The following is a 20392-nucleotide window of genomic DNA, read 5'->3' on the forward strand; positions in this document are numbered from 1 at the left end:
GATCATCCGGATGTTTCGGTCTAGACTTTGGGCTGTAACTTTTTGAGGATTTGTTGAAATGAGCAATGATGTCTGTGGCACGGTTTCTGTGCAAAGCGCTGTTAAACCATCCGGCGTGGAACCAGCCTGGATGGCTGTCTTCTCATTGGCAATGGGCGTATTCGGGTTATTAACGGCGGAGTACCTTCCCGCCAGCCTGTTGACACCCATGGCCTACGATTTTGGGGTATCGGAAGCGCTGGCTGGACAAGCCGTGACCGTAACCGCTGTCGTTGCCTTGTTTGCCGGACTGCTGGTTCCGGGGCTCACGCGCATGCTTGACCGGCGCGTGGTGCTGTTGGGCTTTACGATATTGATGATCGCCTCCAATCTGCTGGTGGCATTGTCGTCCAACCTGACCGTGTTACTGATTATGCGAATTCTGCTGGGCATCGCCCTGGGCGGCTTTTGGAGTATGGCTGCTGCGGTGGCAATGCGCCTGGTCCCGGTAAGGCTCGTGCCACGGGCGCTCTCTATTATCTTCAGCGGCATTGCCGTCGGAACGGTGGTGTCTGTGCCGCTCGGCAGCTATCTGGGAGGCCTGTACGGCTGGCGCAGCGCATTTTTTGCAGCTGCTGCGGTTGGCGGGATCACGCTGATCTTCCAATTATTTACGCTTCCCAGCATGGCACCGCTCAGGATGGCACGAACAGCATCGGTTTTGGAGCTGCTGCGCCGGCCTGGAATTGGAATCGGTATGCTGGGTTGCGTGCTTGCCCATACTGGTCAATATGCGCTTTTCACTTATATTCGACCCGCTCTGGAAAGCCTGGCTCACATTGATATTGATGGTTTATCGCTCATGCTGCTGGGGTTCGGTGTCGCCAACTTTGTCGGTACACTTCTGGCTGGTTGGCTTATGGAACGTAGCTTGCGAGTCACACTGGTGCTAATGCCGGCTCTGGTTGGCGTCGCGGCGCTGGGCATGATCTGGCTGCCAGTGGAAAGTACAGGGTTGATGTTGTTGGTAGCCCTTTGGGGGCTGGCGTTCGGCGGTGTGCCGGTCGCCTGGTCCAATTGGGTAGCGCGCGCGGTTCCCGATCAGGCGGAGACCGCAGGCGGTATGGTTGTTGCTTCGGTGCAGTCTTCCATTGCGGCAGGCGCAGCGCTAGGTGGTATGGTATTTGGTTTCGGGGGCGTCACGGGCGTTTTCGTCATCGCTGGCGTCGTAATGCTGTTCGCTGCGTTGGTCATTGCTTTGCGTGTATCAATTGCATCGTCCCAGCATGGGGAAGCAGTCAGCCCGGCTACGCAAAGCTGAGCCGCGTAAATCGACTTCCAAACGTCCCTTTGATGGCTGAACACTACTCGATAAATTGACATATCGGTAAATTTCGATATAATCGAGTTATGGACTTACTTGAAATATTCAAAGCCCTCTCGAACCGTACGCGTCTTGATATCCTGAGACGCCTGAAGGACCCTGTGAATAACTTCCCACCGCAAGACGAGGGGGACGTTCATACGGTCGGCGTCTGCGTAAGCAGTATTCAAGAGGGTGTTGGGTTGTCGCAGTCCACGGTCTCTGACTATCTGGCCACTTTGCAAAGAGCAGGTCTGGTTGAAGTTCAACGCATTGGTCAGTGGACCTACTATAAACGCAACGAAGAAGCCATCAGTGCGCTTGCCGAACTCATCGGTAAAGACCTGTAATTTTTTTATCTCTATATATCGAAAAATCCCGATATTCCTTTTTAACGAAATGAGGATCTAATGAAAGCAATCACACTTAACACCTTTGGCGGCCCGGAAGCTTTTGAACTTTCTGAGGTGCCCAAGCCGGTGCCTGGAGCAGGGCAAGTTTTGGTTCGTGTCCACGCAACGTCCATCAACCCCCTGGACTATCAGGTCCGGCGCGGAGACTACCCCGACCTGGTGCCACTTCCGGCCATTACCGGACACGATGTGTCTGGCGTGGTCGAGGAAATCGGCCCAGGCGTGACCACCTTCGCCCGGGGTGACGAGGTCTGGTATACGCCCCAGATCTTTGAAGGTTCGGGAAGCTATGCCGAGTACCATGTTGCTGCCGAAAGCATCATAGGCAAGAAGCCGGCTACGCTTAGTCATCTTGAAGCCGCCAGCCTGACTCTGGTCGGCGGCACCGCATGGGAAGCACTTGTTGTGCGAGCGGGCCTGCGAGTAGGGGAGAGCATTCTGATACACGGCGGCGCAGGCGGGGTCGGGCATGTGGCCATTCAATTGGCGAAGGCTATCGGTGCCAGGGTAATTACAACTGTACGTGAGGCAAACTTTGACTTCGCCCGCAGCATGGGCGCCGATGTTGTCATCGACTACGCGAAAGAAGATTATGTCCAGGCTGTTATGCGAGAAACCGCAGGCCAGGGCGTTGACGTTGTTTTCGATACCATTGGTGGCGACACCCTTGCTCGTTCTCCGGATGTGCTTGCACAACTGGGTCGCCTGGTTTCGATTGTTGATATTGCGCAACCACAAAACCTTATTAACGCCTGGGGCAAGAATGCCAGTTATCACTTCGTGTTCACAAGACAGAATCGCGGCAAGCTTGATGAGCTGAGCGCGTTGGTTGAACGTGGGCAGCTGCGGCCACATGTTGGAGCCACTTACTCGTTAGCGGATATTCCGCTAGCGCATGCTCGTCTTGAGAGTGCTCATAATGGGTTGCGGGGGAAGATTGCTATTGCTGTGGTGTAGTGAGAGGATCCGGGCGCTGTATACGCTTAGACGTATACGGGGTCTGCGAAAGGACGATCACGCAATTGCCGGATATGGCCGAAGTGGAAAACATCCGCAATCCCGTTGCAAACTCATTAAATATCAATGACAGGATTGAGGTGACTCGTGAAGTCTGGGTCATGTCCGGCGGTTGGACAGTTTTTTATGAACCAATGATAAGATTTTCAAAGACGGTGAAGGTCTTTATTTTTCCAATGAATGTTGCTCCATCCGCATGAAGTCGTTTTGCTTCGGGCGACAGATTAGCTTTTTTAAGAGCATCAATGTCGTCATACCAAAGCTCAGCGATACCATCAATATCGGCTTCGATAACCGGAATGTCTTGGCGGAAACGCTCCTCCACAATATTGGACTGGATATAACGCCGAAGGCCCGGAACGGCGTGTGCCAGCGGGGCGTGTTTCTCCACCCAGTGGGTCATGAATTCTTCGTGTGACATGCCTTCTTTTCGTGTAAGCAACGAAATACTTTTGATCATTTAGAGTTTCCCCGAGAGTAAATTACTGTACAACAATATCAGCCGTTTTTATGACGGTTGTCCATAGTTTAGAATCGTTCGTGATTCGTTCGCCTAATGCACTGGATGTACTGGAAGCTGCGTCCATGCCCAGAGTATGAAGACCGTCCTTGTACTTGGAGGATTCGGCAACTGTTTTGACAGCCGCGTTAAGTTTCTCGATCACTTCTGCGGGCGTTCCAGCGGGTGCGAAAACCCCATACCAGCTAAGTGGTTCAAAGCCCTTTAAGCCCAATTCAGCAAAGGTAGGAGTGTCGGGAAGGGTATTTATTCGTTTACTGGAAGTGACGGCAAGAGCACGCAAATTTCCCGCTTTAAGCTGTTCCTGACCCGCCACGGCCGCATCCACGACAAACGTAATTCTGCCGCCAATGACATCAATGAGTGCGGGCGCTGTTCCCTTGTAAGGTATGTGCTGAATATCGATGTTCGCACGGTTCTTTAGCAATTCACCCCATAAGTGCCCTGAACTTCCGGGACCGGCTGAGCCGAAAGTGACCGTGCCGGGATTCGCCTTTGCATATGAAAGCAAATCATTCAGCTCTTTTGCGGGAAAATCTTTATCAGTGAAGAGTACGCTGGCAAATGTTGAAGTCAGACTAATCGGTGCTAATTGGCTGACTTTATAGCTTAATTTCTCTCCAAAAAGAGCGGGGTTAACCGTCATCATTCCTGCTGAAGAATATAACAGCGTATATCCGTCTGGGTTTGCATTGGCAACGAACGAGGCTCCGATAGCGCCGCTTGCTCCTCCCTTGTTTTCGATATAGATTTTTTGATTAAGTTCTTTTGACAACTCGTCGGCAAACAATCTTGCTGAGGTAGTGGCCGATCCGCCTGGAGCGAAAGGAACAACTAGTCGGATTCCCTTTTCCGGAAATTCTGCGTAAGCAACCGAGGACGCAATTGCTAACAAGCTTATTGCTATACCTGACTTGATTAATGATTTCATAAAGATTCCGTACGTATAGAACTGATTTAAGCCGAATTTATTTGATCATTGAAGTATCTTGAGATACGTATTGATTGCATCAGCAATGGCGTCAGGCTGTTCTGGCAACAGAGCGTGGCCAGCGTCAGCAATTTGAGCGGTGGTTACACGCTCATCTCCCAGGTCGTGGCTTAATTGCCAGCTATCGCTCTTTGACCAAGTATGCCAAACCAGAAATGTGCAATAAGCCTCATCAAAAATCTCCTCATTAATTTGTTCTTTGTTCGCAGCTGCACACTGTGTTTGAATCGTGATGTGAGCGACCGAGTTTGTATATTCAAATTGTTGTTGGAAATGCTAATCTGTTTTGATAATTATGTCAATAAGTTATACTATTGACCTTTATGAGACATAATATTTAAACTTTCGAGCTTTGACTTTTTCCAATCCAAGCCATGACCAAGGCGACGAAAAAAAGTGAACAATAGGTGTGCTATGAATTTCCGGTAATTATAAAAAGGAGACATAAATGAAATATTTAGGACTGATGGCAACTTTGGGTGTGTCAATTTCTTTGTTCGGCTGCGCATCCAATAAGACTGAAACCGGCCCGATGAGCATTGCTAAACAAGGCAGCTTCTTTGTTGGCGGAAAAAATATCAAATCAAATTCGGTATCAAACTTACCCATCTACTCGTCATCGGGGACAATTGCGGTAGACCAGGTATATGTCCACTACCAAAAACCGACAGAAGCAAAAAATACATCTGTGGTCTTAATCCATGGTTGTTGCTTGACCGGCAAGACTTGGGAGTCTACCCCGGATGGCCGAATGGGATGGGATGAATTATTCGTACGGAATGGTTTTTCTACGTACGTCGTGGATCAAGCCTCGCGAGGTCGGTCTGCCGTCGATCCATCGACCCTCATTGCAGTCAAAGGTGGTCGCCAGACTTCTAAGCAATTGCCGATGGTGAATCACGTATCGCAGGAGGATGCGTGGGAGGTTTTCCGTTTCGGACCCAAATATCCAGAAGTTTATCCTGGCATGCAATTCCCACTAGATGCTCAGGCAGAGTTCTGGAAGCAAATGGTTCCAGACTGGATAAGAGCATTACCCAAACCAACTCCCACGGTGCCCGCATTGTCTGAACTGGCTCAGAAAATCAATGGCGCAGTGCTTATTAGCCACTCCCAATCTGGTATTTTCCCCTTTGAAACGGCAAAATTGAACCCTGCTGGTATCCGTGCAATTGTATCGATTGAACCAGGCGCGTGCCCTGCAGCAGATGAAGACTTGTCTTATCTGAAAGGTATCCCTGTATTGGTTCTTTGGGGCGATTATGTGAACAAATCTCCACGCTGGGAACCGCGGCTAAAGGCATGCAAGGAATTCGTAGAAGCAGCGAATAAAGCAGGAATCAAAGCACAAAATGTGATGTTGAGCGATTTAGGCATGACTGGTGCGTCACATATGCTCATGCAGGACAAAAATAGCATTCTGATAGGTAAATGGTTGATCGGTTGGATTAACCAGAACGTGAAAAGCTGATTTTTTTATCCGAGTTTTTACCTATAGCGCAGCTCTGCGCGTTCCATTGGGGGATAAGAAAACATCAGGGGAAAGCCAGTACATCAATATTTCGATTGTGCTTGATGAGTTACCGTCGAAAACGGTAGGGCTGGCTTTTCACCAGCATGTATAGTTGTATTCGCTATGCTAATGAGTAAGCACAGCAGTGGCGACAAGTCATGTTACGGGGTAACTCCCTCTATCTGCACCAGGATGCCACGCGTCGGCGTTTAGTGGCATGTCCGGCGTATAGAGTTGGGCATGGGCGTCAACCAGGTGCGTCTCGCGCAGGGTGGGCATAACCGCCGGCGCTGCGGGACGCCATCAGACAGCATAATTTCAGCTGCTGGAATTTCTCAAATGCTGCATTGACTCAGCACTGCCTCCCCCCTATCGTGTACTTCACTTGACCGCCATCGATTCCACATAGAGAAATAGGATACAACACATGAGTCGTTCAGCTAACTGTCCACCGCAACCCTCACTCCCTAGCGCCGTCAGACGCACCGTACTCATGTCGCCCGTCCTGTTCGCAGGGGTGAGCACCCTCGCGCAAGCGGCGCCTTTCTCGTCGAACAAGCCGGCACCGCTGCCGGTGGGCCAGATGCCACTACAGGTCTATGGCAACCTGGATACGCTGGAGTTTGCGCCCGTGCTGCTGGCTGGGGCGACCCGTGAGGCCGGCCGCATAGAGATCAAGCGCGGCGGCATCTTGAGCCTGTATGATCAAAAAAGCGATTTGCCCAACCTGAAGGCCAAGGGGCGCTCGCATGCTGCCACGAACTCCGAAACCCAGGCCCTGCGCTATTCGATTGCCAACCCTGATTTGCGTATTATCTTCACGGTGTCCGAAGGCGTATACCGTATCGTGGCGCGGCGCTCGGCGGGTATCAATACCTTGGCCGACCTGCGCGGCAAGCGCATTGGCACGATGCCCAGGACCTCTTCGGCGTATTACCTGCACCGCTGCCTGGTAAGCGCTGGCGTGAGCGATGAGGAAGTGACCGTCGTGCCCTTTGTATCAGGCACCGATAAGCCGCTGGCCATGATGAAGCAAGCCCTGCTAAAGCACGAGATCGACGCCGTGACCATCTGGGAGCCGCAGATGCAGCGCTGCGCGGATGCGCTGGGCGCGGACGCCGTCTCTTTCTTTAATGCAGCGGACTACCGCGAGCAGTTTAGCCTCATGAGCACTCAGGCCAACCTGAACGATCCCATCCTGCGCCCGCGCATCGTGTCTCTTGTGCAGTCGCTGGTCATCGCCTCGGAACAGATTCGCCGCGATCCACTACCTGCCAGAAAATTGGTCGCCGACGCAACCCGGCAGGATATCAACGTCATTGAGCGCGCCTGGCCGCACAATACCTACCCCGGCACACTGCTGGGCAATCTGCTGGACACGATGGTCGAAGAAGACGTCTGGGTTGCCAAGGAAACGGGGAGAGCGCCGCGTAGCCGCAGTCAGCTGGCGCCTCTGATCGACGATTCTATTTTGAACGAAGCGCTGCGGACGCAGTGGCTTCTCTAGCGCCCGAAGTCGCCATTCGTGGGGTTGTCCCGATGGGGCACCACCCACGTGTCACTTAACCAAACGATCTTGACTCACGTATACGGCACGTAGAGAGGGGCATCTTTGTTTGTCTTGGGCAGGATCCAGACGCGAAGAAATAAGTGTCTCGGGCTCGACGGCCCGGCGAAAGGGGGCTGGCATCTGCACAATTTCGCCCACCGTGGCATAGTCAATACCACCCAGACGAGTGGTTGGCCGGGCTTTGTTGGTATCGAAGCGGCCTTCTTATGTCCATAGCATCCAAAAATTCGAATCAATTTATCTTGAGCGCGTGATCTCGGATAACAGTCGCAATATCTTGCGCCTCTTGACGATATCTGGCGGAAAACTCTTCCACATTCTGCAATTCAATAACAATGCCCTCATCATGCAACCGTTGCTGAGTGGCTTCATCTTTGAGCGCCTCCTGAATCGCCGCGTTAAGCTTCGCTAACGTTTCCGTGGGCGTGCCAACCGGGGCAAAGATCCCGAGTGCGCCCGCCGCGTTGAAACCTGGCGCACCATGTTGCGCAATGACGGGCAGATCAGGAAAGGCGGGACTTGGATCGGGTGAGCCGATTGCCAGCGCACGTACCGCGCCGCTTTGCAGATGACCAGCTGCCAAGGACGTTGAGCTAAAGATTGCTTGCACACGACCTCCCAACATATCCGTCAGCATTTGTGCTGCGCCTTTGTACGGCACCGGCGTCAGCTTGAGTCCGAACGAGGCATTCAGGTACTCCAGGGCGAAATGGTTAGGTGAGCCGATCCCGCTGGTCCCAAAGTTGAAATGGTTAGGCTGTGATTTGACCAACGCCAAGAACTCATCAAATGTCTTTGCCGGAAAATCGGCAGGAACCAGCAGCAAGGTGGTCGGCCGACCCACCGACGCGACCGGCTGCAGATCGTCAACCGGATCGAACGCCAGGTTTCTATCCAGCGCCCTGCTTATCTGCAGCGAGGTATACGCCGTGAACAGAATGGTGTGCCCATCCGGGCGCGTCTTGGCAATCTGCCCGGCAGCAATGGCACCCGCCGCGCCGCCTTTATTCTCCGGCACGATCGTGCGATTCAGGATAGGGCCCAAAACCCCTGCAAGCTGACGAGCCACCGTATCAACAATGGCGCCGGGCGGATAGCCGATGATCATCGTCAAGGGAGAACTTGCTGGTGCCGCTGATTGCGCAAACCCGGGCGATGTCACCAACACGGCGGACACTGCGCCAACACGGAACAGCTTTTTCAGCCATGCGGATGAACCTGCTGCACGCATTAACTCGACGCGACGCAGCAGAGAAGAAAACGAGGGCATGCATGCCTCCTAAATTGTTGTTGTTGGTGGTGGGATAAAACCAGCGCCGTGATGTGCAGACTCGATCTCTACTCCAGATCAATGAGCCCCAGTATAGGAAGGCACTGCGCCTGCTGTCTATTGGTTTTTCGCCGCTTTCCGTGCTGTGGAAAGTGCAAGCCGCCCGGCACGACAAGCGCAGAGATCAGCAACAGCACGCCGATGCCGACCGTTCGGCAATGTGTGGTCACCGAACGCTTACTACATCGCTTGCGACGGAATGATGCGCTCGCGCAATACACACTTGTGTGGCTGTTGGCAATTTTCCATGGAGCGGAAAGCGCAAAGTTTTCGTTTGTGCGAACGGGATACCAAAGCGAATATTTAAAAAGGAATAAAACAATCAATCAGGAGACATGAATGAAAAAAGAAGTGATGGCTACCTCGCTAATAATGTTCGGGTTAAGCATTCCTCAAGCGAAAGCATCCGTGACGCTCTATGGAATTGTCGATGCTGGCGTCGTATATCAGAAAGTGGATGGAACATGGAACGGCGCTGATTATTCAGCAAGGAATTCCGGCTTCATTAGTGGGGGGCAGTCTGCAGGCCGATGGGGGATAAAAGGTGCCGAGAATCTTGGTAATGGCATACGGGCCGTATTTCAACTGGAAAGTGGATTTGACATAGGAGACGGAAAAAGCACTCAAGGTAATCGACTGTTTGGGCGCCACGCGACGGTAGGCTTGAAAAGTCAAGAATGGGGTCAATTGGACTTGGGTCGGCAAACCAACATGGCATCCAAATACGGAAATTCGACCGTAGATCCGTTTTTGGGTGGGTTTAAGCAGTCAGCGGTAGGCTCTTCGTTTAGCGCGATGGGCACGGTGCGCTATGACAATATGGCCATGTACCGTACACCGACCATAGCAGGATTTCAATTCGGGATTGGTTACTCTTTTGCGATCGATGGAGAGCAAAATTGGGGGCTCAACGACGCGAATACGAAAAACGATCGTGCCATTACGACTGGAATAAAGTATGCGCGCGGTCCTCTTGCTATGTTTGCAGCCTATGACCAAATCAATCTCGGAGAAGCCGACAGTAAATTCACCGCTTGGTCTCTTGGCGCGTCCTATGATCTGGATGTGGTTAAGTTGTCCATGGCATTCGGTCAAACCAAGGATGGCTGGTTTGCAGGCCGAAACTATGGACCGCTCGGTACTGGCACATTCGTTTCTGCCGAGGGCTTAAAAGTCAATTCCTATATGGTCGGCGTGGTTGCCCCATTGGGCAATGGCTCGATCAGGGCCTCCTGGCAGATGGCTGATCCCACGCACGGCGCGAACGCTAGTGCCAGCGGTGCGTTCGTTGGCGACAATTTATCAAGTCAGCAAGTCCTTTCGCTTGGTTATACCTATAGCATTTCAAAGCGAACCAGTGTGTATGCTTATGGGTCGTATGCCAAACATGTACTCTTGCAGGATGACCTGACTTCTACACTGTTCAGTGCGGGGCTGCGTCATACGTTTTAGTGTTGCTACCCTGATCGTCATCTGCCATCAAGGTTTGAAAAAAGACGTAGGCACCATCAAGCGCGTTTCTTGCGATAAAAGATATCCCGCCTGCGCACTTTCCTTCAAGTAGTCCAGCCATTTGGGGTCGCGCTGTAAGGTGGCGCGCCTTTGTTCACGGTCGGCCGCGTTCTGGTAAACCCAGATATGGGTATAGCTATTAACGTTGCCCGTCTCGGTTTGCAGGTAGGCCAGCGGCTCGCCCAAGTGATGTCGCTGGATATCGAACCCGCTCTGGGCGTAGAGCGACAGGTGTTTTTTCAAGGTGCCAGCCCGGCAGGTGTAGGTTCGTACGTCGTAAAGCATCAGATGGTTTTCCTTTTAATGAATGAACGGCAATCAGTTCACTGTTGCGCCGGAACGCTTGACCAGTGTTCCCCAGCGTTTGACTTCTTCGGCGACAAAAGGCTGGAATACTGTGCTGGTGTTTCCGATAGGATCGGCGCCCAGATCTTTCAGTCGCTTTTGTACAGCAGGATCGGCCACGGATTTGGCAATGGCGGCCGATAGCTTTGCCACTATTGGTGCTGGTGTCTCGGCCGGTACAAACAGGCCGAACCAGGACTTGGCTTCTATCTGCGGGTAGCCAGACTGGGCAAATGTGGGTACGTCAGGCAATGCCGGATGACGCACATTGCCGGTGACGGCAAGTGGACGCAAGCGTCCCGCTTCAACCTGCGCCAGCACTTCAGGCAGATTGGCAAACATGGTTTGTACCTGACCGCCAATCACATCATTTTGTGCCAGAGAGCCGCCCTTATAAGGTACGTGGGTCATGCTTGCACCGACTAAAGTGCTAAATTGCGCACCGGCTAGATGGGCAGCAGTACCTGTGCCGCCAGATGCATAGTTGATTTCGGCCCCATGCTGCTTGGCATAAGCAGCCAGTTCAGCAGGCGTTTTTACCGGTAACGAGGGATTGACCACCAGCAAGAGCGGCACCGACGCCAAATTGGACAGGCCCACGAAGTCTTTGGTCAGGCTGTAGTCCAGTTTGCGATACAGCGTGGTGTTGATGGCATGACTGGATGTTGCCATTAACAACGTATAGCCGTCGGGCTCGGCGCGCGACACGAGCACTGCACCGATATTGCCGTTGGCCCCAGCCTTATTTTCTACCACGACAGGTTGCTGCAGTTGTTCGGAAAGTTTCTGACCTACTGTACGCGCGATAACGTCGGTAGCACCGCCTGCAGCGAACGGTACGACAAGCCTTATGGGATGATTGGGAAAGTCCGCCGCTTGCTGCGCTTGCGCGATTGGGCACGCGCCCAGCGTTATCACTCCTATCCATTTAAGTAGCTTATTCTTCATGTGTTGTCTCCGGTTTTTTTTGATTACGCGTTTTATAACGCGGTTTGTATGTCTGCCTTGCGCAAGCCCGACCGGCGGCTCGGTTGAAATATGAATAAACTATACATAGGGGTTTTGCGCTGGTGTTAGGACTTACGCGACCTTATGTTGTACTTTTTCACCGTGCCTCATTCCATTGGCCCGGAGTAACGTTTTTTGAACTCGCCCGGCGTCAGTTGCGTATGCTTTTTGAAAAAGCGGCAAAAATAGGCTAGGTCATCAAAATTGAGCTGGAAGGCAATTTCGGAAACACTAAGGTGGGTATTGCTAAGCAGGCGTTTAGCCTCCAGCACGATACGGTCGTGTAGCAGTTGACCGGCGGTGCATCCCATGGTTCGTTTAATGGCGTCGTTCAGTTGCCGATCAGTGATATGCAGTTTGGCGGCGTAATCTCTGACTGGGCCGAATTCCAAAAAATGCTCATCGAGCAGTAGCTTGAAACGTTTTGTCAGGGAATAGCTTTGTGGCGACATGCCTTCGGTGATGCTCATGGGATAAAGCCGCCGCAGCCGCGTCAGGAGAATCAATAGATACGAACGAACAATGTCGAAGCGGCCGTCTTCTCGATTGAGCACTTCTTTTTCAATGTCAAACAACAATGGCAATAGCTCATCGTGCCGGGATTGTTCAAGATAAAGCGCTGGCGTGTCACGCGCGATATGAAAAAAGGGGAACTGAGCAATATCGTCGGAGCGTGGCAACATTTGCACAAAAAACTCAGTACTGAAGTTAATCACATAGCCTTTGGGGCGTGTGGAAGACGTCCAGGCATGGATTTGTCCAGGCGATACGAAAAATACGGTGTTGGCGCGCAGCTCGAATTGCTCGAAATCCAGCATATGTGCGCCATGACCTTCCGTCATCCAAAGCAAATGGTAGTAATTGTGCCTATGCGGAAAGGCACGGGGAATGTCATCCCGGTCTTGCAAGCGAACTAGATCGAAATAGAATGGTCCTCCTGCACCACCGAAATCGGAGGTGTCGAAGGTCGGGAAGGTGGGGGACGCTTTGGTGGGCACGCGTGGCTTCTCCGGATAGACTGCGGAATAAATGCGTTTGCAAAACGCGATGGCGGTTTGATGAATGAGGCGGCCAAGGTTACGACGAATATGTTACTAGAATAGAAAGCAGAGGGGGCGGTGAAGGTTGGTAGGGGCCAATAGCGGTACTGATGGTACTCCCTGGAATTTTCCTGCTGCTATGGGAATACGCAAAATAGGGCCAGCTTTAGCCCCCGAGTACAACCCGCAGCGTCCGGATTCGCGGGTCGACGACAATGATGTAGTTTCCAGTCTCAGCTGCGGCTAACCGCCGATGCAGTTTCCGAAACTAACTACCTTAGAGTCCTCGCTACGAATTCTGTATAAGCCTCCCGCAACGTAGTTAGTGAATGCGTAGAAGATTGCACCATTTTCTCCTTCAACGACAGCGACTTCACACCGACCAGCGGGCGCGAATCTCATTGGAATCTGATGGAGAGTAGCACCCTGAATCATCCCATATCGAAATTTTTCTGGAATAACAAATCCGTTTTTTTCCGCTTCATCCTCAGCTCGTTTGTGAAACTTCAGTAATGATCGAATAGGCATTTCGCGGTATTTAGTGGATTCTTCTGAAAGCATGATTAATGCATGAATAATACTCAGCGCTTGTAGATTTGAAATCGCCTCATTACGGTCAATTTTGTTTAATCCCGCATAAACATAAAGTATTACTATCGTTATAAGAATGTAGAAAAGCTTTGCGCTTGAGGACACGATCTCTTGCTGCAGATCTTGAGATGTTGATTTCATTGATATTCCGTCCGCTATGCTAGTGGAATCGCCTCACTTTAGAAAACTAGCTTTCATATCGTCGAGAAAACGCGTGGTTCTGTCCCATTCTCGTTGGCGAGAATCCTGAAGAATTTTAACCAAGCGGTCCTTCGTTTCGTACAGGAGCTCATTGAATTCATCTCCAGGTGTGGGATCAGTGGCCGCGGCAGCTAGGCTGTCTTTAATCTGCGTAAGCAATGCATGCACATCGTCTTTCGGACGCGATAGGCTTTTTCTACGAGATTTCAGCGCTGTCCGGATTTGTGCGTGGTATTTGCGTTTTACTTGGCTAGGAACGCTAGCGGCGGATTCGATGTACTTAGAATCACCGCTGGCTAGGACCGAAGATACTGCGTCGTAAGGGGTAAGAAGATAAGTAGATATCGCTTCATATGTCGGAGATTCTATAATCTTGTAGGGATCTGAGAGGCCGATAAAATATTGGAGCGTGACAGATCCTGCGAAGCTATCGTGATATGCTCGCATCGAAAAGGCATTAGCTGCAGCCTCAACGACAGCAACCTCTTTGCTAAGCTTCGTTCGAGACGCTTCTAGCTTCATGTTTTTCTTTTCCAGTGCCGATTGTCGCGTAGTTAACTGCGCGATGGTGCGTTCTGCTACCTCCTTTTGGCTTTGTAACAAACTCAACTGTCTCTCCAGAATTACGCGGTCGTCCTCTAAACGTTGAATGGTCGGGCTTGTTGCATCGATAGCCCGTTGCAGCCTGGAGAGCTCAATTTCTTTTGCGGCGATGTGCTCGCTCAACAGCTCTTTCTGATAGACGGGAATGACAGTGTAGATGTAGCCAAAAAAAGCAAGGCAAAGCAATAGAGGTTGGCTCACGTTTGACATCCGCGTGAGCCAGATGTCTAGTGTGGGCTTGTGGTTGTAAACGCCTCGCTGCGCGAGCGCAGCGCGGCGTTTCCTGAATGAGGCTCTATGACCGTGCATGCTTGTAAAGCTTAACGCCTGAAATAACCCATGTGCTGAGATGGCATAGGGTTAATTAAATTTTTATGCATGATCAGGTCCTAACTAGAAGATTTGTGTTTTATTGGCAGTATATGTTTTCTGTTCTGCAGTCGCGTCTATCGCCCACGCCTCTGCGATTTCCGGGATTATTCAGTGATTACGGAATTCTGACAGACAGTCCAGAATTGGGGCCTGGAGGTACTCCGAGTGCAGGTTCTACGCCTGTTGAAGTGCGTAGGTCGGCGAGCAAAGAAGTCGGACTGAATTCCCTACCGACAATGGCGTCGGATTCTGGCCGCGGGTTGCTCGAGTGTCTGGCCCGGTAGGCCACCAATCTATCTCCTCCATTCTTCAGAACAGATTGGCACAATCCACGCACGTAGAAGCGATTAAACTCGCCCTCCGCGAGTGTTGTATGCGCCGTAACGGGAACCTTTACAGTTGTTGTTCCACCTGTAGATTTGCGACGTTCTTCGTGGGTTCTCAGGTAGCCACGCCGCTGAATCTCATTTGCCAGCCAAGCGTCGTCGTGCTGTTCTGCAGACTCTGTGAGCAATGCCGCCCAATTCTGAGCTCCAACTTCCGCGAGCCTAGTACTTATGTAGAGAGTTTTTTCAAAAACGTCATGAGCGATTTCAGACAGCATGTACGCCCGAGTTTGTGGATCAAGGTTTTGATAATTTAGCGGCATAATATTTCCTTAAACATTTGACTATAAATAGGCTGCACACCAAGACATAAAGTGGCGGCCTTCATAATTACCAAGTTGCACATACGTTATGTGATGTGAAACCCTGAAACGGCCTATCCTGCACTAGCTTCAACTACCTAAAAATTCTTCGCCATGACTAAGTTTTTGTGTGCGCCAAGGCAGCACTCAGGTGCACAAATTCGGTGAGATTTATATCCCCATAGATGAAGCGACGGGCATGTGCTTCGTCTGACTCGCTGAGCGAGAATACGTGAGCGTAATCAACGGCTCCCTTATGTCGGCAGCGCCCGACATTAGGATAGTTTTATTTGTTCCTGTTCCTGCGTATCCATTTCAGCCATGGCAGCCCCCCTGCAACTTAAGTAACATAATTTTACAGTATGTAAAATATATTTGATATTTTGCTGAGATAACCGACGAAAAAGCTTTGCGCAAGATTGTTTCGTTTTTTTCATTTAAGAGGTTTGCGCGATTAAGGGCTACTTACCTGTGTGCAAATGACGGCAACTTCCCAAAGAGACTTTGTCTCTGCACCCTCGCCGGCGAGAACCTCCGGGACAGGGCATACTGGCTGTTGGTGTAGAGCGGCTACGGGCTGATGCGATGTATTTGATTGTGTTGGCTGCCGCTACATTCACAAGGTCTGAGGCGGATCAATCTGTCTGCCCGTTTTTTGGTGGAGAGACTTAAAAAACGGTTTATCGTCGCTTATTCCAAGCCCATTTTAAGAATCCATCCATCAAAATTCTTTTTTCCAATTTATGCGCAATATATTTTCCATCGGGTAAAGAAATGCCTTGGTTGCGCGAAATAACTTCAGTCTCTTCGTTGGTTAACGTATAAAGCCAGACAGCCCCGTTTTCGCGCAAATGAGTCTCCAGATTTGTTCCATTACGCCCTTTTCGCATCTGTTCATGATGAAAGCAGCTTTTGGGAATGGAAAATCGAGTAGTAGCGTTCACCTTTCCTCGCCAGAATCTTGCACCTCCTTTGGCAGAACAGCCGACGTATAAGAGGTCTTTAGCGTTCAAGAAACAAGGATTAGCGGGTTTGGGTAGAGCTATGTAGAGAATGCCTTCACTGGAATTGTGTAACGTTCGAAGCATCTTATGTTCGATCTTTGGGTGCCATATTCGTCTGATGCCTTCCTCGTCAAATAAGGATGTCGAGGATTTTCGAAAATAGTAAGCCTCTTCGGAGAGCTTCGTAAGCTCTATATATGGCTTGAAATAGGGGGCAATACTAACAATAATGTCACTTGAAGAAATCATGATCTCACAAAGTGGCGCAATCGATAGGATCTTAAAAAAGACCGCGTGGGCTCAAAGGGTTGACTTTTTTAGCTGGTGCCCGGGGCCGGAATCGAACCGGCACGCCTTGCGGCGGGGGATTTTGAGTCCCCTGCGTCTACCAATTTCACCACCCGGGCAGGTATGGAGGGTATTGCAGATAAGAGCGGAATTATACCCATATTCTTTTTCTTGCGCCATTCCCACGCGCTTACTAATAAAAAATCCTCATTTCCCTGCCAATTTCCCACTGTTCCCCTTGAAAACCCTCCCTGCGTCCCCACTACTATCGGATACGAGGGCGAAATTGCCTTAAAACTGGCTGTTTTGCCCCATTTTTCACCATTTTCCATCCAATTTAACGAAAAGTTACCATGAGTCAATCCGATACTACCGTGAAAAAAGCAGAGGAAACGCTGGGTTTCCAGACAGAAGTAAAGCAGCTTCTGCATTTGATGATTCATTCCCTGTACAGCAATAAGGAAATTTTCCTGCGCGAGCTGGTTTCCAACGCGTCAGACGCCTGCGATAAGCTGCGGTTTGAGGCGATCGACAAGCCCGAGTTGCTCGAAGGCGGCGCAGACCTGGAAATCCGCGTCAGCTACGACAAGGAAGCGCGCACCATCACAATCGCCGATAACGGTATCGGTTTGACCAAGGCCGAGGCAGTGGCCAACCTGGGCACCATTGCCCGTTCCGGCACCAAGGAGTTTTTCTCCCAGCTCTCGGGCGACAAGCAAAAAGACGCTCAGCTCATCGGCCAGTTCGGCGTGGGCTTTTATTCGTCTTTTATTGTTGCCGACAAGGTTACCGTGGTCAGCCGCCGCGCTGGCGAGCCGGTAGATCAGGCGGTGTTCTGGGAATCTGAAGGCCAGGGCGAGTTTACCGTTGCCGATACAGAGAAAACAGAGCGCGGCACCAGCGTGACGCTGCATCTGCGCGCCGAAGAGGATGATTTCTTAAGCGGCTGGAAGCTGCGCGAAGTGCTGCGCCGCTATTCCGATCATATTTCCCTGCCTGTGCTGATGCAGAAGGAAGAGTACGATTCCGAGAAGGGCGAGCAGGTCAAAAAGGACGAGTGGGAAACCATTAATCAGGCCAGCGCGCTGTGGACCCGTGCCAAGAACGATATTACAGACGAGCAATATACCGAGTTCTACAAGCACGTTAGCCATGACTTTGAAGAGCCGCTGGCCTGGACGCATAACCGCGTAGAGGGTCGCAGCGAATATACACAGTTGCTATATTTGCCCAAACACGCGCCGTTTGATATGTACGATCGCGAAGCGCGTCGTGGCGTCAAGCTTTATGTCAAACGTGTTTTCATCATGGATGATGCCGAGCAGTTGCTGCCGTCCTACCTTCGCTTTGTGCGCGGGGTAATTGATTCGGCCGATCTGCCGCTGAACGTGTCGCGTGAAATCCTGCAGGAAAGCCGCGATGTGAAGGCAATCCGTGAAGGCTCTACCAAACGTATCCTGAGCCTGCTGGAAGATCTGGCAGAAAACCGCGCCGAAGACTATGCCGGTTTCTGGACAGAGTTCGGTCAGGTAATCAAGGAAGGCACGGGCGAAGATATCGCCAACCAGGAACGTATTGCCAAGCTGCTGCGTTTTGCCTCTACCCATAACGACGATGCCATCCAGAACGTAACGCTGGCAGACTATATCTCCCGCATGAAAGAAGGGCAAGAGGCCATCTATTACGTCACGGCCGACAGCTTTGCCGCTGCCAAGAACAGTCCGCATCTGGAGATCTTCCGCAAGAAAGGTATTGAGGTCCTGTTGCTATCTGACCGTGTAGACGAATGGATGCTCTCGCATTTCCGTCAGTTCGACGGCAAGTCTTTCGTGTCTGTGGCCAAGGGTGGCCTGGATCTGGACAAGCTCACAGACGAAGCAGAGAAAAAGCATCAGGAAGAAGTGGCCGAGTCCCTTAAGCCTTTGCTGGAGCGCCTGCAAGCGTCTTTGGGCGAGTCTGTGAAGGAAGTCAAAGTCACGAACCGTCTGGTGGATTCTCCTGCCTGCGTGGTAGTTGGCCAGAACGATGTGAGCCCGCACCTGTTGCGCTTGTTGAAGGCCGCTGGTCAGGAAACACCGGATATCAAACCTGTACTGGAGATTAACCCCGAGCATGCTTTGATTGAAAAAATCAAGGGCGCCGCAGACGATTCGTTTGACGATTGGGCGCATGTGCTGCTGGATCAGGCCATGCTGGCCGAAGGCGCGCAAATTGCCGACCCGGCTGCGTATGTGAAGCGTCTGAACGGTTTGCTTCTCAAGAGCTAAGGGGTTGATCGGGCAACCGGTCAGGATGTGAATAGCGGCGATCCCATGGGATCGCCGCATTGCATTGGAAATGCGTCCGAGGGCGCTTTTGCCGTTTTTTATACAGCCTTGTCCGTATTCAGATGCTCGTCGAACGCGTCTTTCAGTTCTGCGGGCATGGCGGCGAGGCTTTGTCTGAAAAACTGTTGCTGCTCACGCTTGAGTTCCGGCATCAGCTGCGCCAGCCGCTGCGCGGCGTCGAAAGCGGGTTTTGCAAGCCCTTGCTCGAACGTATAAAACCACACGGCTTCCAGCAACAGGTTGGCCAGTTGCAGCGCCTGGTATCGGCCATGGCCTGCATCGTAGTCTTCCAGCGTATAGGCAACTACGCTGGACCAGTCAATATATCCCTTGGCGGCAGAAAATGTCGTATGAAATGGCGTGGTCGCTGTAATCACCTGCTTCATGCTCAGGGGCGCTTGCTTGCGAAACTGCGCCAGATCGCCGGGGCGACCCGGTGTACACGCGCCGCGCACGATCCGAAGAAGAAACACAATATTCCAGACGGAGCCGCCGCCCACGCCGAACCGGTCGCATATCCATTCAGACAGGCAGATCCAGCGCAACGCCTGTATCTGTACTGCAAGCGTGTCTTGCTGGATACGGTTATCCAGCAATGACTCTTTCCAGAACAGCCACAGTGAGAGCCCAATGTTGGCGGCCACGTCCTGCGCCGATTCGATGGCGCCCGTTTCATAGGCCGATTGCAAGGCCCTGGAAAAATATTTGATGGACTGCACGGCCAGGTCGCGCCGTTCCTGCATGGGCAGGCCATCGGGCTTAAGAACCATGGCTTTGAAAAGCAGGGCTTTCAGATTCAGGAACTCAAAGCGCACACGGGGATTATGCTGCACCACGGGGCGCAGTTTTGCGTCCGCCTGCAGCAAGTCCAGTTCCATCAGCGCCGCCCGCGCGCCTTCGGCGCTATAGCGGTTCCAGGCGCGGGCAATGGCCGCCATGGCCGAAAATGCGGCCTGGGAGCCAGAGCCGTCTTCATCGTCGACCAGGTAGGGAGTCAGGTTCTCCAGGGCTTCCCAACTGCGGCGGACCTGTCCTTGCCGACGCCACGCCAGGCTTTCGTTGAGCACGGACAGTGCGGCCTGGAAATTGTCTTCGGCCGCAGCATGCGCTGCATGAAAATGCTCGGCGACCCCGGTCGAGTCGCTGGCGGCTACGCCGTCTTTGGCGGCGCGCATGGCAAGGGTCAGGCGATTCCAGAATGCCACATCCTGCATCGCGTAGTCGAGCGTGCCAGATGCCTGCCCGGCCCGGGGTTCAATGCCCAGAAAGGCCGCCAACGCGTCCATTGTCACTGCCTGTCCACCTTGGGTCACCCGCAGGCGCGCAGCCTCTGGCTCACTTATCCAGAACGGACCGCGGCTGCGGTTCGCCGGCATCAGGGCCGATGGCGCGCAGGCGCGATCCCAGCCCCAGCCGATCTCGATGCCCCAGGTCTTGAAATCAGCAAACGCGCGTGAAATCATCATGCGGGTATTTTGTTGCCCCGGAAAACGCGCGCAAATGTGCGATACCGGCAGGTTTTCGACGCCTGAGCGCCGGGCGTAATAAACCCGCAACAACAGCCACAACGATTGATACCGGGCGACTTGCCCCTGCACGGTTGGTCTTTGTGCAAGTTCAATGCAGATGATTGCCGGTGTGGCAGGGGATAGATGTGGTCTGGAGGGGCCCATGGAAAGATCCGTAAGCGAAAAATTGAGAGACAGGTTACGCGTGT

17 protein-coding genes and 1 tRNA gene are annotated in these 20392 nt (G+C 52.1%); 7 read left to right on the forward strand and 11 right to left on the reverse strand.

What is annotated here, in order from left to right:
* Positions 1–58 precede the first annotated feature (58 nt).
* The 3 genes from EV681_RS15265 to EV681_RS15275 all read left to right on the forward strand — a co-directional run bounded on the left by EV681_RS15265 (position 59) and on the right by EV681_RS15275 (position 2712).
* Positions 59–1300 (forward strand): MFS transporter, encoded by a 1242-nt coding sequence (locus EV681_RS15265; RefSeq protein ID WP_130304475.1) that lies wholly within the window; start codon positions 59–61, stop codon positions 1298–1300.
* 89 nt (positions 1301–1389) lie between these two features.
* Positions 1390–1692 (forward strand): ArsR/SmtB family transcription factor, encoded by a 303-nt coding sequence (locus EV681_RS15270; RefSeq protein ID WP_128396619.1) that lies wholly within the window; start codon positions 1390–1392, stop codon positions 1690–1692.
* A gap of 60 nt (positions 1693–1752) precedes the next feature.
* Positions 1753–2712 carry a zinc-dependent alcohol dehydrogenase family protein gene (locus tag EV681_RS15275; RefSeq protein WP_128396620.1) on the forward strand — a complete coding sequence of 320 codons (960 nt, stop codon included), beginning with the start codon at positions 1753–1755 and terminating at the stop codon, positions 2710–2712.
* Positions 2713–2896: 184 nt separating this feature from the next.
* Here EV681_RS15275 and EV681_RS15280 read toward each other — a convergent pair whose 3' ends face one another.
* Both EV681_RS15280 and EV681_RS15285 read right to left on the reverse strand, forming a co-directional pair.
* The gene (locus tag EV681_RS15280; RefSeq protein WP_014752008.1) at positions 2897–3232 is read right to left on the reverse strand and encodes an EthD domain-containing protein; all 336 of its coding nucleotides are present in this window, start codon (positions 3230–3232) and stop codon (positions 2897–2899) included.
* A 22-nt stretch (positions 3233–3254) separates the two neighbouring features.
* Positions 3255–4223 carry a Bug family tripartite tricarboxylate transporter substrate binding protein gene (locus EV681_RS15285; protein ID WP_128396621.1) on the reverse strand — a complete coding sequence of 323 codons (969 nt, stop codon included), beginning with the start codon at positions 4221–4223 and terminating at the stop codon, positions 3255–3257.
* A 508-nt stretch (positions 4224–4731) separates the two neighbouring features.
* On the opposite strand from EV681_RS15285, the gene EV681_RS15295 reads away from it, so the two are divergent.
* Both EV681_RS15295 and EV681_RS15300 read left to right on the forward strand, forming a co-directional pair.
* Positions 4732–5754, forward strand: a complete 1023-nt coding sequence (locus EV681_RS15295; protein ID WP_128396622.1) for an alpha/beta hydrolase family protein — start codon at positions 4732–4734, stop codon at positions 5752–5754.
* A gap of 469 nt (positions 5755–6223) precedes the next feature.
* Positions 6224–7303, forward strand: a complete 1080-nt coding sequence (locus tag EV681_RS15300) for an ABC transporter substrate-binding protein (RefSeq protein ID WP_130304476.1) — start codon at positions 6224–6226, stop codon at positions 7301–7303.
* 295 nt (positions 7304–7598) lie between these two features.
* Here the strand turns inward: EV681_RS15300 and EV681_RS15305 are convergent, their stop codons facing one another.
* Positions 7599–8636, reverse strand: coding sequence for a Bug family tripartite tricarboxylate transporter substrate binding protein (locus EV681_RS15305; protein ID WP_128396624.1), 1038 nt, complete (start codon positions 8634–8636; stop codon positions 7599–7601).
* Between the two features lie 399 nt (positions 8637–9035).
* On the opposite strand from EV681_RS15305, the gene EV681_RS15310 reads away from it, so the two are divergent.
* A complete protein-coding gene (locus EV681_RS15310; protein WP_128396625.1) occupies positions 9036–10148 on the forward strand; it encodes a porin in 1113 nt (370 codons plus the stop codon).
* A 27-nt stretch (positions 10149–10175) separates the two neighbouring features.
* Here the strand turns inward: EV681_RS15310 and EV681_RS15315 are convergent, their stop codons facing one another.
* From EV681_RS15315 to EV681_RS15350, 7 genes are all read right to left on the reverse strand, one after another.
* Complete coding sequence (locus tag EV681_RS15315; protein ID WP_128396626.1) at positions 10176–10493, reverse strand: NIPSNAP family protein; 318 nt, start codon at positions 10491–10493, stop codon at positions 10176–10178.
* Between the two features lie 33 nt (positions 10494–10526).
* The gene (locus EV681_RS15320; protein ID WP_242612270.1) at positions 10527–11501 is read right to left on the reverse strand and encodes a Bug family tripartite tricarboxylate transporter substrate binding protein; all 975 of its coding nucleotides are present in this window, start codon (positions 11499–11501) and stop codon (positions 10527–10529) included.
* A 167-nt stretch (positions 11502–11668) separates the two neighbouring features.
* Positions 11669–12559, reverse strand: a complete 891-nt coding sequence (locus tag EV681_RS15325) for a helix-turn-helix domain-containing protein (RefSeq protein WP_128396627.1) — start codon at positions 12557–12559, stop codon at positions 11669–11671.
* A gap of 285 nt (positions 12560–12844) precedes the next feature.
* A complete protein-coding gene (locus EV681_RS15330; protein ID WP_130304477.1) occupies positions 12845–13333 on the reverse strand; it encodes a hypothetical protein in 489 nt (162 codons plus the stop codon).
* Positions 13334–13366: 33 nt separating this feature from the next.
* A complete protein-coding gene (locus EV681_RS15335) occupies positions 13367–14197 on the reverse strand; it encodes a hypothetical protein (RefSeq protein ID WP_128396644.1) in 831 nt (276 codons plus the stop codon).
* 1539 nt (positions 14198–15736) lie between these two features.
* Positions 15737–16309 carry a hypothetical protein gene (locus EV681_RS15345; RefSeq protein ID WP_128396646.1) on the reverse strand — a complete coding sequence of 191 codons (573 nt, stop codon included), beginning with the start codon at positions 16307–16309 and terminating at the stop codon, positions 15737–15739.
* Positions 16310–16382: 73 nt separating this feature from the next.
* Positions 16383–16467: transfer RNA gene (locus EV681_RS15350), tRNA-Leu, on the reverse strand.
* 234 nt (positions 16468–16701) lie between these two features.
* Between EV681_RS15350 and htpG the strand changes: the two genes are divergently transcribed.
* Positions 16702–18615 carry a molecular chaperone HtpG gene (htpG, locus tag EV681_RS15355; RefSeq protein ID WP_128396647.1) on the forward strand — a complete coding sequence of 638 codons (1914 nt, stop codon included), beginning with the start codon at positions 16702–16704 and terminating at the stop codon, positions 18613–18615.
* Positions 18616–18713: 98 nt separating this feature from the next.
* On the opposite strand, the gene EV681_RS15360 is transcribed toward htpG, so the two are convergent.
* Positions 18714–20348, reverse strand: coding sequence for a hypothetical protein (locus EV681_RS15360; RefSeq protein ID WP_128396648.1), 1635 nt, complete (start codon positions 20346–20348; stop codon positions 18714–18716).
* Positions 20349–20392: the final 44 nt, after the last annotated feature.

Source organism: Advenella incenata (genome assembly GCF_004217095.1).
Taxonomy (GTDB): Bacteria; Pseudomonadota; Gammaproteobacteria; order Burkholderiales; family Burkholderiaceae_B; genus Advenella; species Advenella incenata.

What these genes read in the sequence shown, in the direction of transcription:
- EV681_RS15265 (WP_130304475.1), top strand. Translation starts at nt 59, where the DNA reads ATGAGCAATGATGTCTGTGGCACGGTTTCTGTGCAAAGCGCTGTTAAA.
- EV681_RS15270 (WP_128396619.1), top strand. Translation starts at nt 1,390, where the DNA reads ATGGACTTACTTGAAATATTCAAAGCCCTCTCGAACCGTACGCGTCTT.
- EV681_RS15275 (WP_128396620.1), top strand. Translation starts at nt 1,753, where the DNA reads ATGAAAGCAATCACACTTAACACCTTTGGCGGCCCGGAAGCTTTTGAA.
- EV681_RS15280 (WP_014752008.1), bottom strand. Translation starts at nt 3,232, where the DNA reads ATGATCAAAAGTATTTCGTTGCTTACACGAAAAGAAGGCATGTCACAC.
- EV681_RS15285 (WP_128396621.1), bottom strand. Translation starts at nt 4,223, where the DNA reads ATGAAATCATTAATCAAGTCAGGTATAGCAATAAGCTTGTTAGCAATT.
- EV681_RS15295 (WP_128396622.1), top strand. Translation starts at nt 4,732, where the DNA reads ATGAAATATTTAGGACTGATGGCAACTTTGGGTGTGTCAATTTCTTTG.
- EV681_RS15300 (WP_130304476.1), top strand. Translation starts at nt 6,224, where the DNA reads ATGAGTCGTTCAGCTAACTGTCCACCGCAACCCTCACTCCCTAGCGCC.
- EV681_RS15305 (WP_128396624.1), bottom strand. Translation starts at nt 8,636, where the DNA reads ATGCCCTCGTTTTCTTCTCTGCTGCGTCGCGTCGAGTTAATGCGTGCA.
- EV681_RS15310 (WP_128396625.1), top strand. Translation starts at nt 9,036, where the DNA reads ATGAAAAAAGAAGTGATGGCTACCTCGCTAATAATGTTCGGGTTAAGC.
- EV681_RS15315 (WP_128396626.1), bottom strand. Translation starts at nt 10,493, where the DNA reads ATGCTTTACGACGTACGAACCTACACCTGCCGGGCTGGCACCTTGAAA.
- EV681_RS15320 (WP_242612270.1), bottom strand. Translation starts at nt 11,501, where the DNA reads ATGAAGAATAAGCTACTTAAATGGATAGGAGTGATAACGCTGGGCGCG.
- EV681_RS15330 (WP_130304477.1), bottom strand. Translation starts at nt 13,333, where the DNA reads ATGAAATCAACATCTCAAGATCTGCAGCAAGAGATCGTGTCCTCAAGC.
- EV681_RS15345 (WP_128396646.1), bottom strand. Translation starts at nt 16,309, where the DNA reads ATGATTTCTTCAAGTGACATTATTGTTAGTATTGCCCCCTATTTCAAG.
- htpG (WP_128396647.1), top strand. Translation starts at nt 16,702, where the DNA reads ATGAGTCAATCCGATACTACCGTGAAAAAAGCAGAGGAAACGCTGGGT.
- EV681_RS15360 (WP_128396648.1), bottom strand. Translation starts at nt 20,348, where the DNA reads ATGGGCCCCTCCAGACCACATCTATCCCCTGCCACACCGGCAATCATC.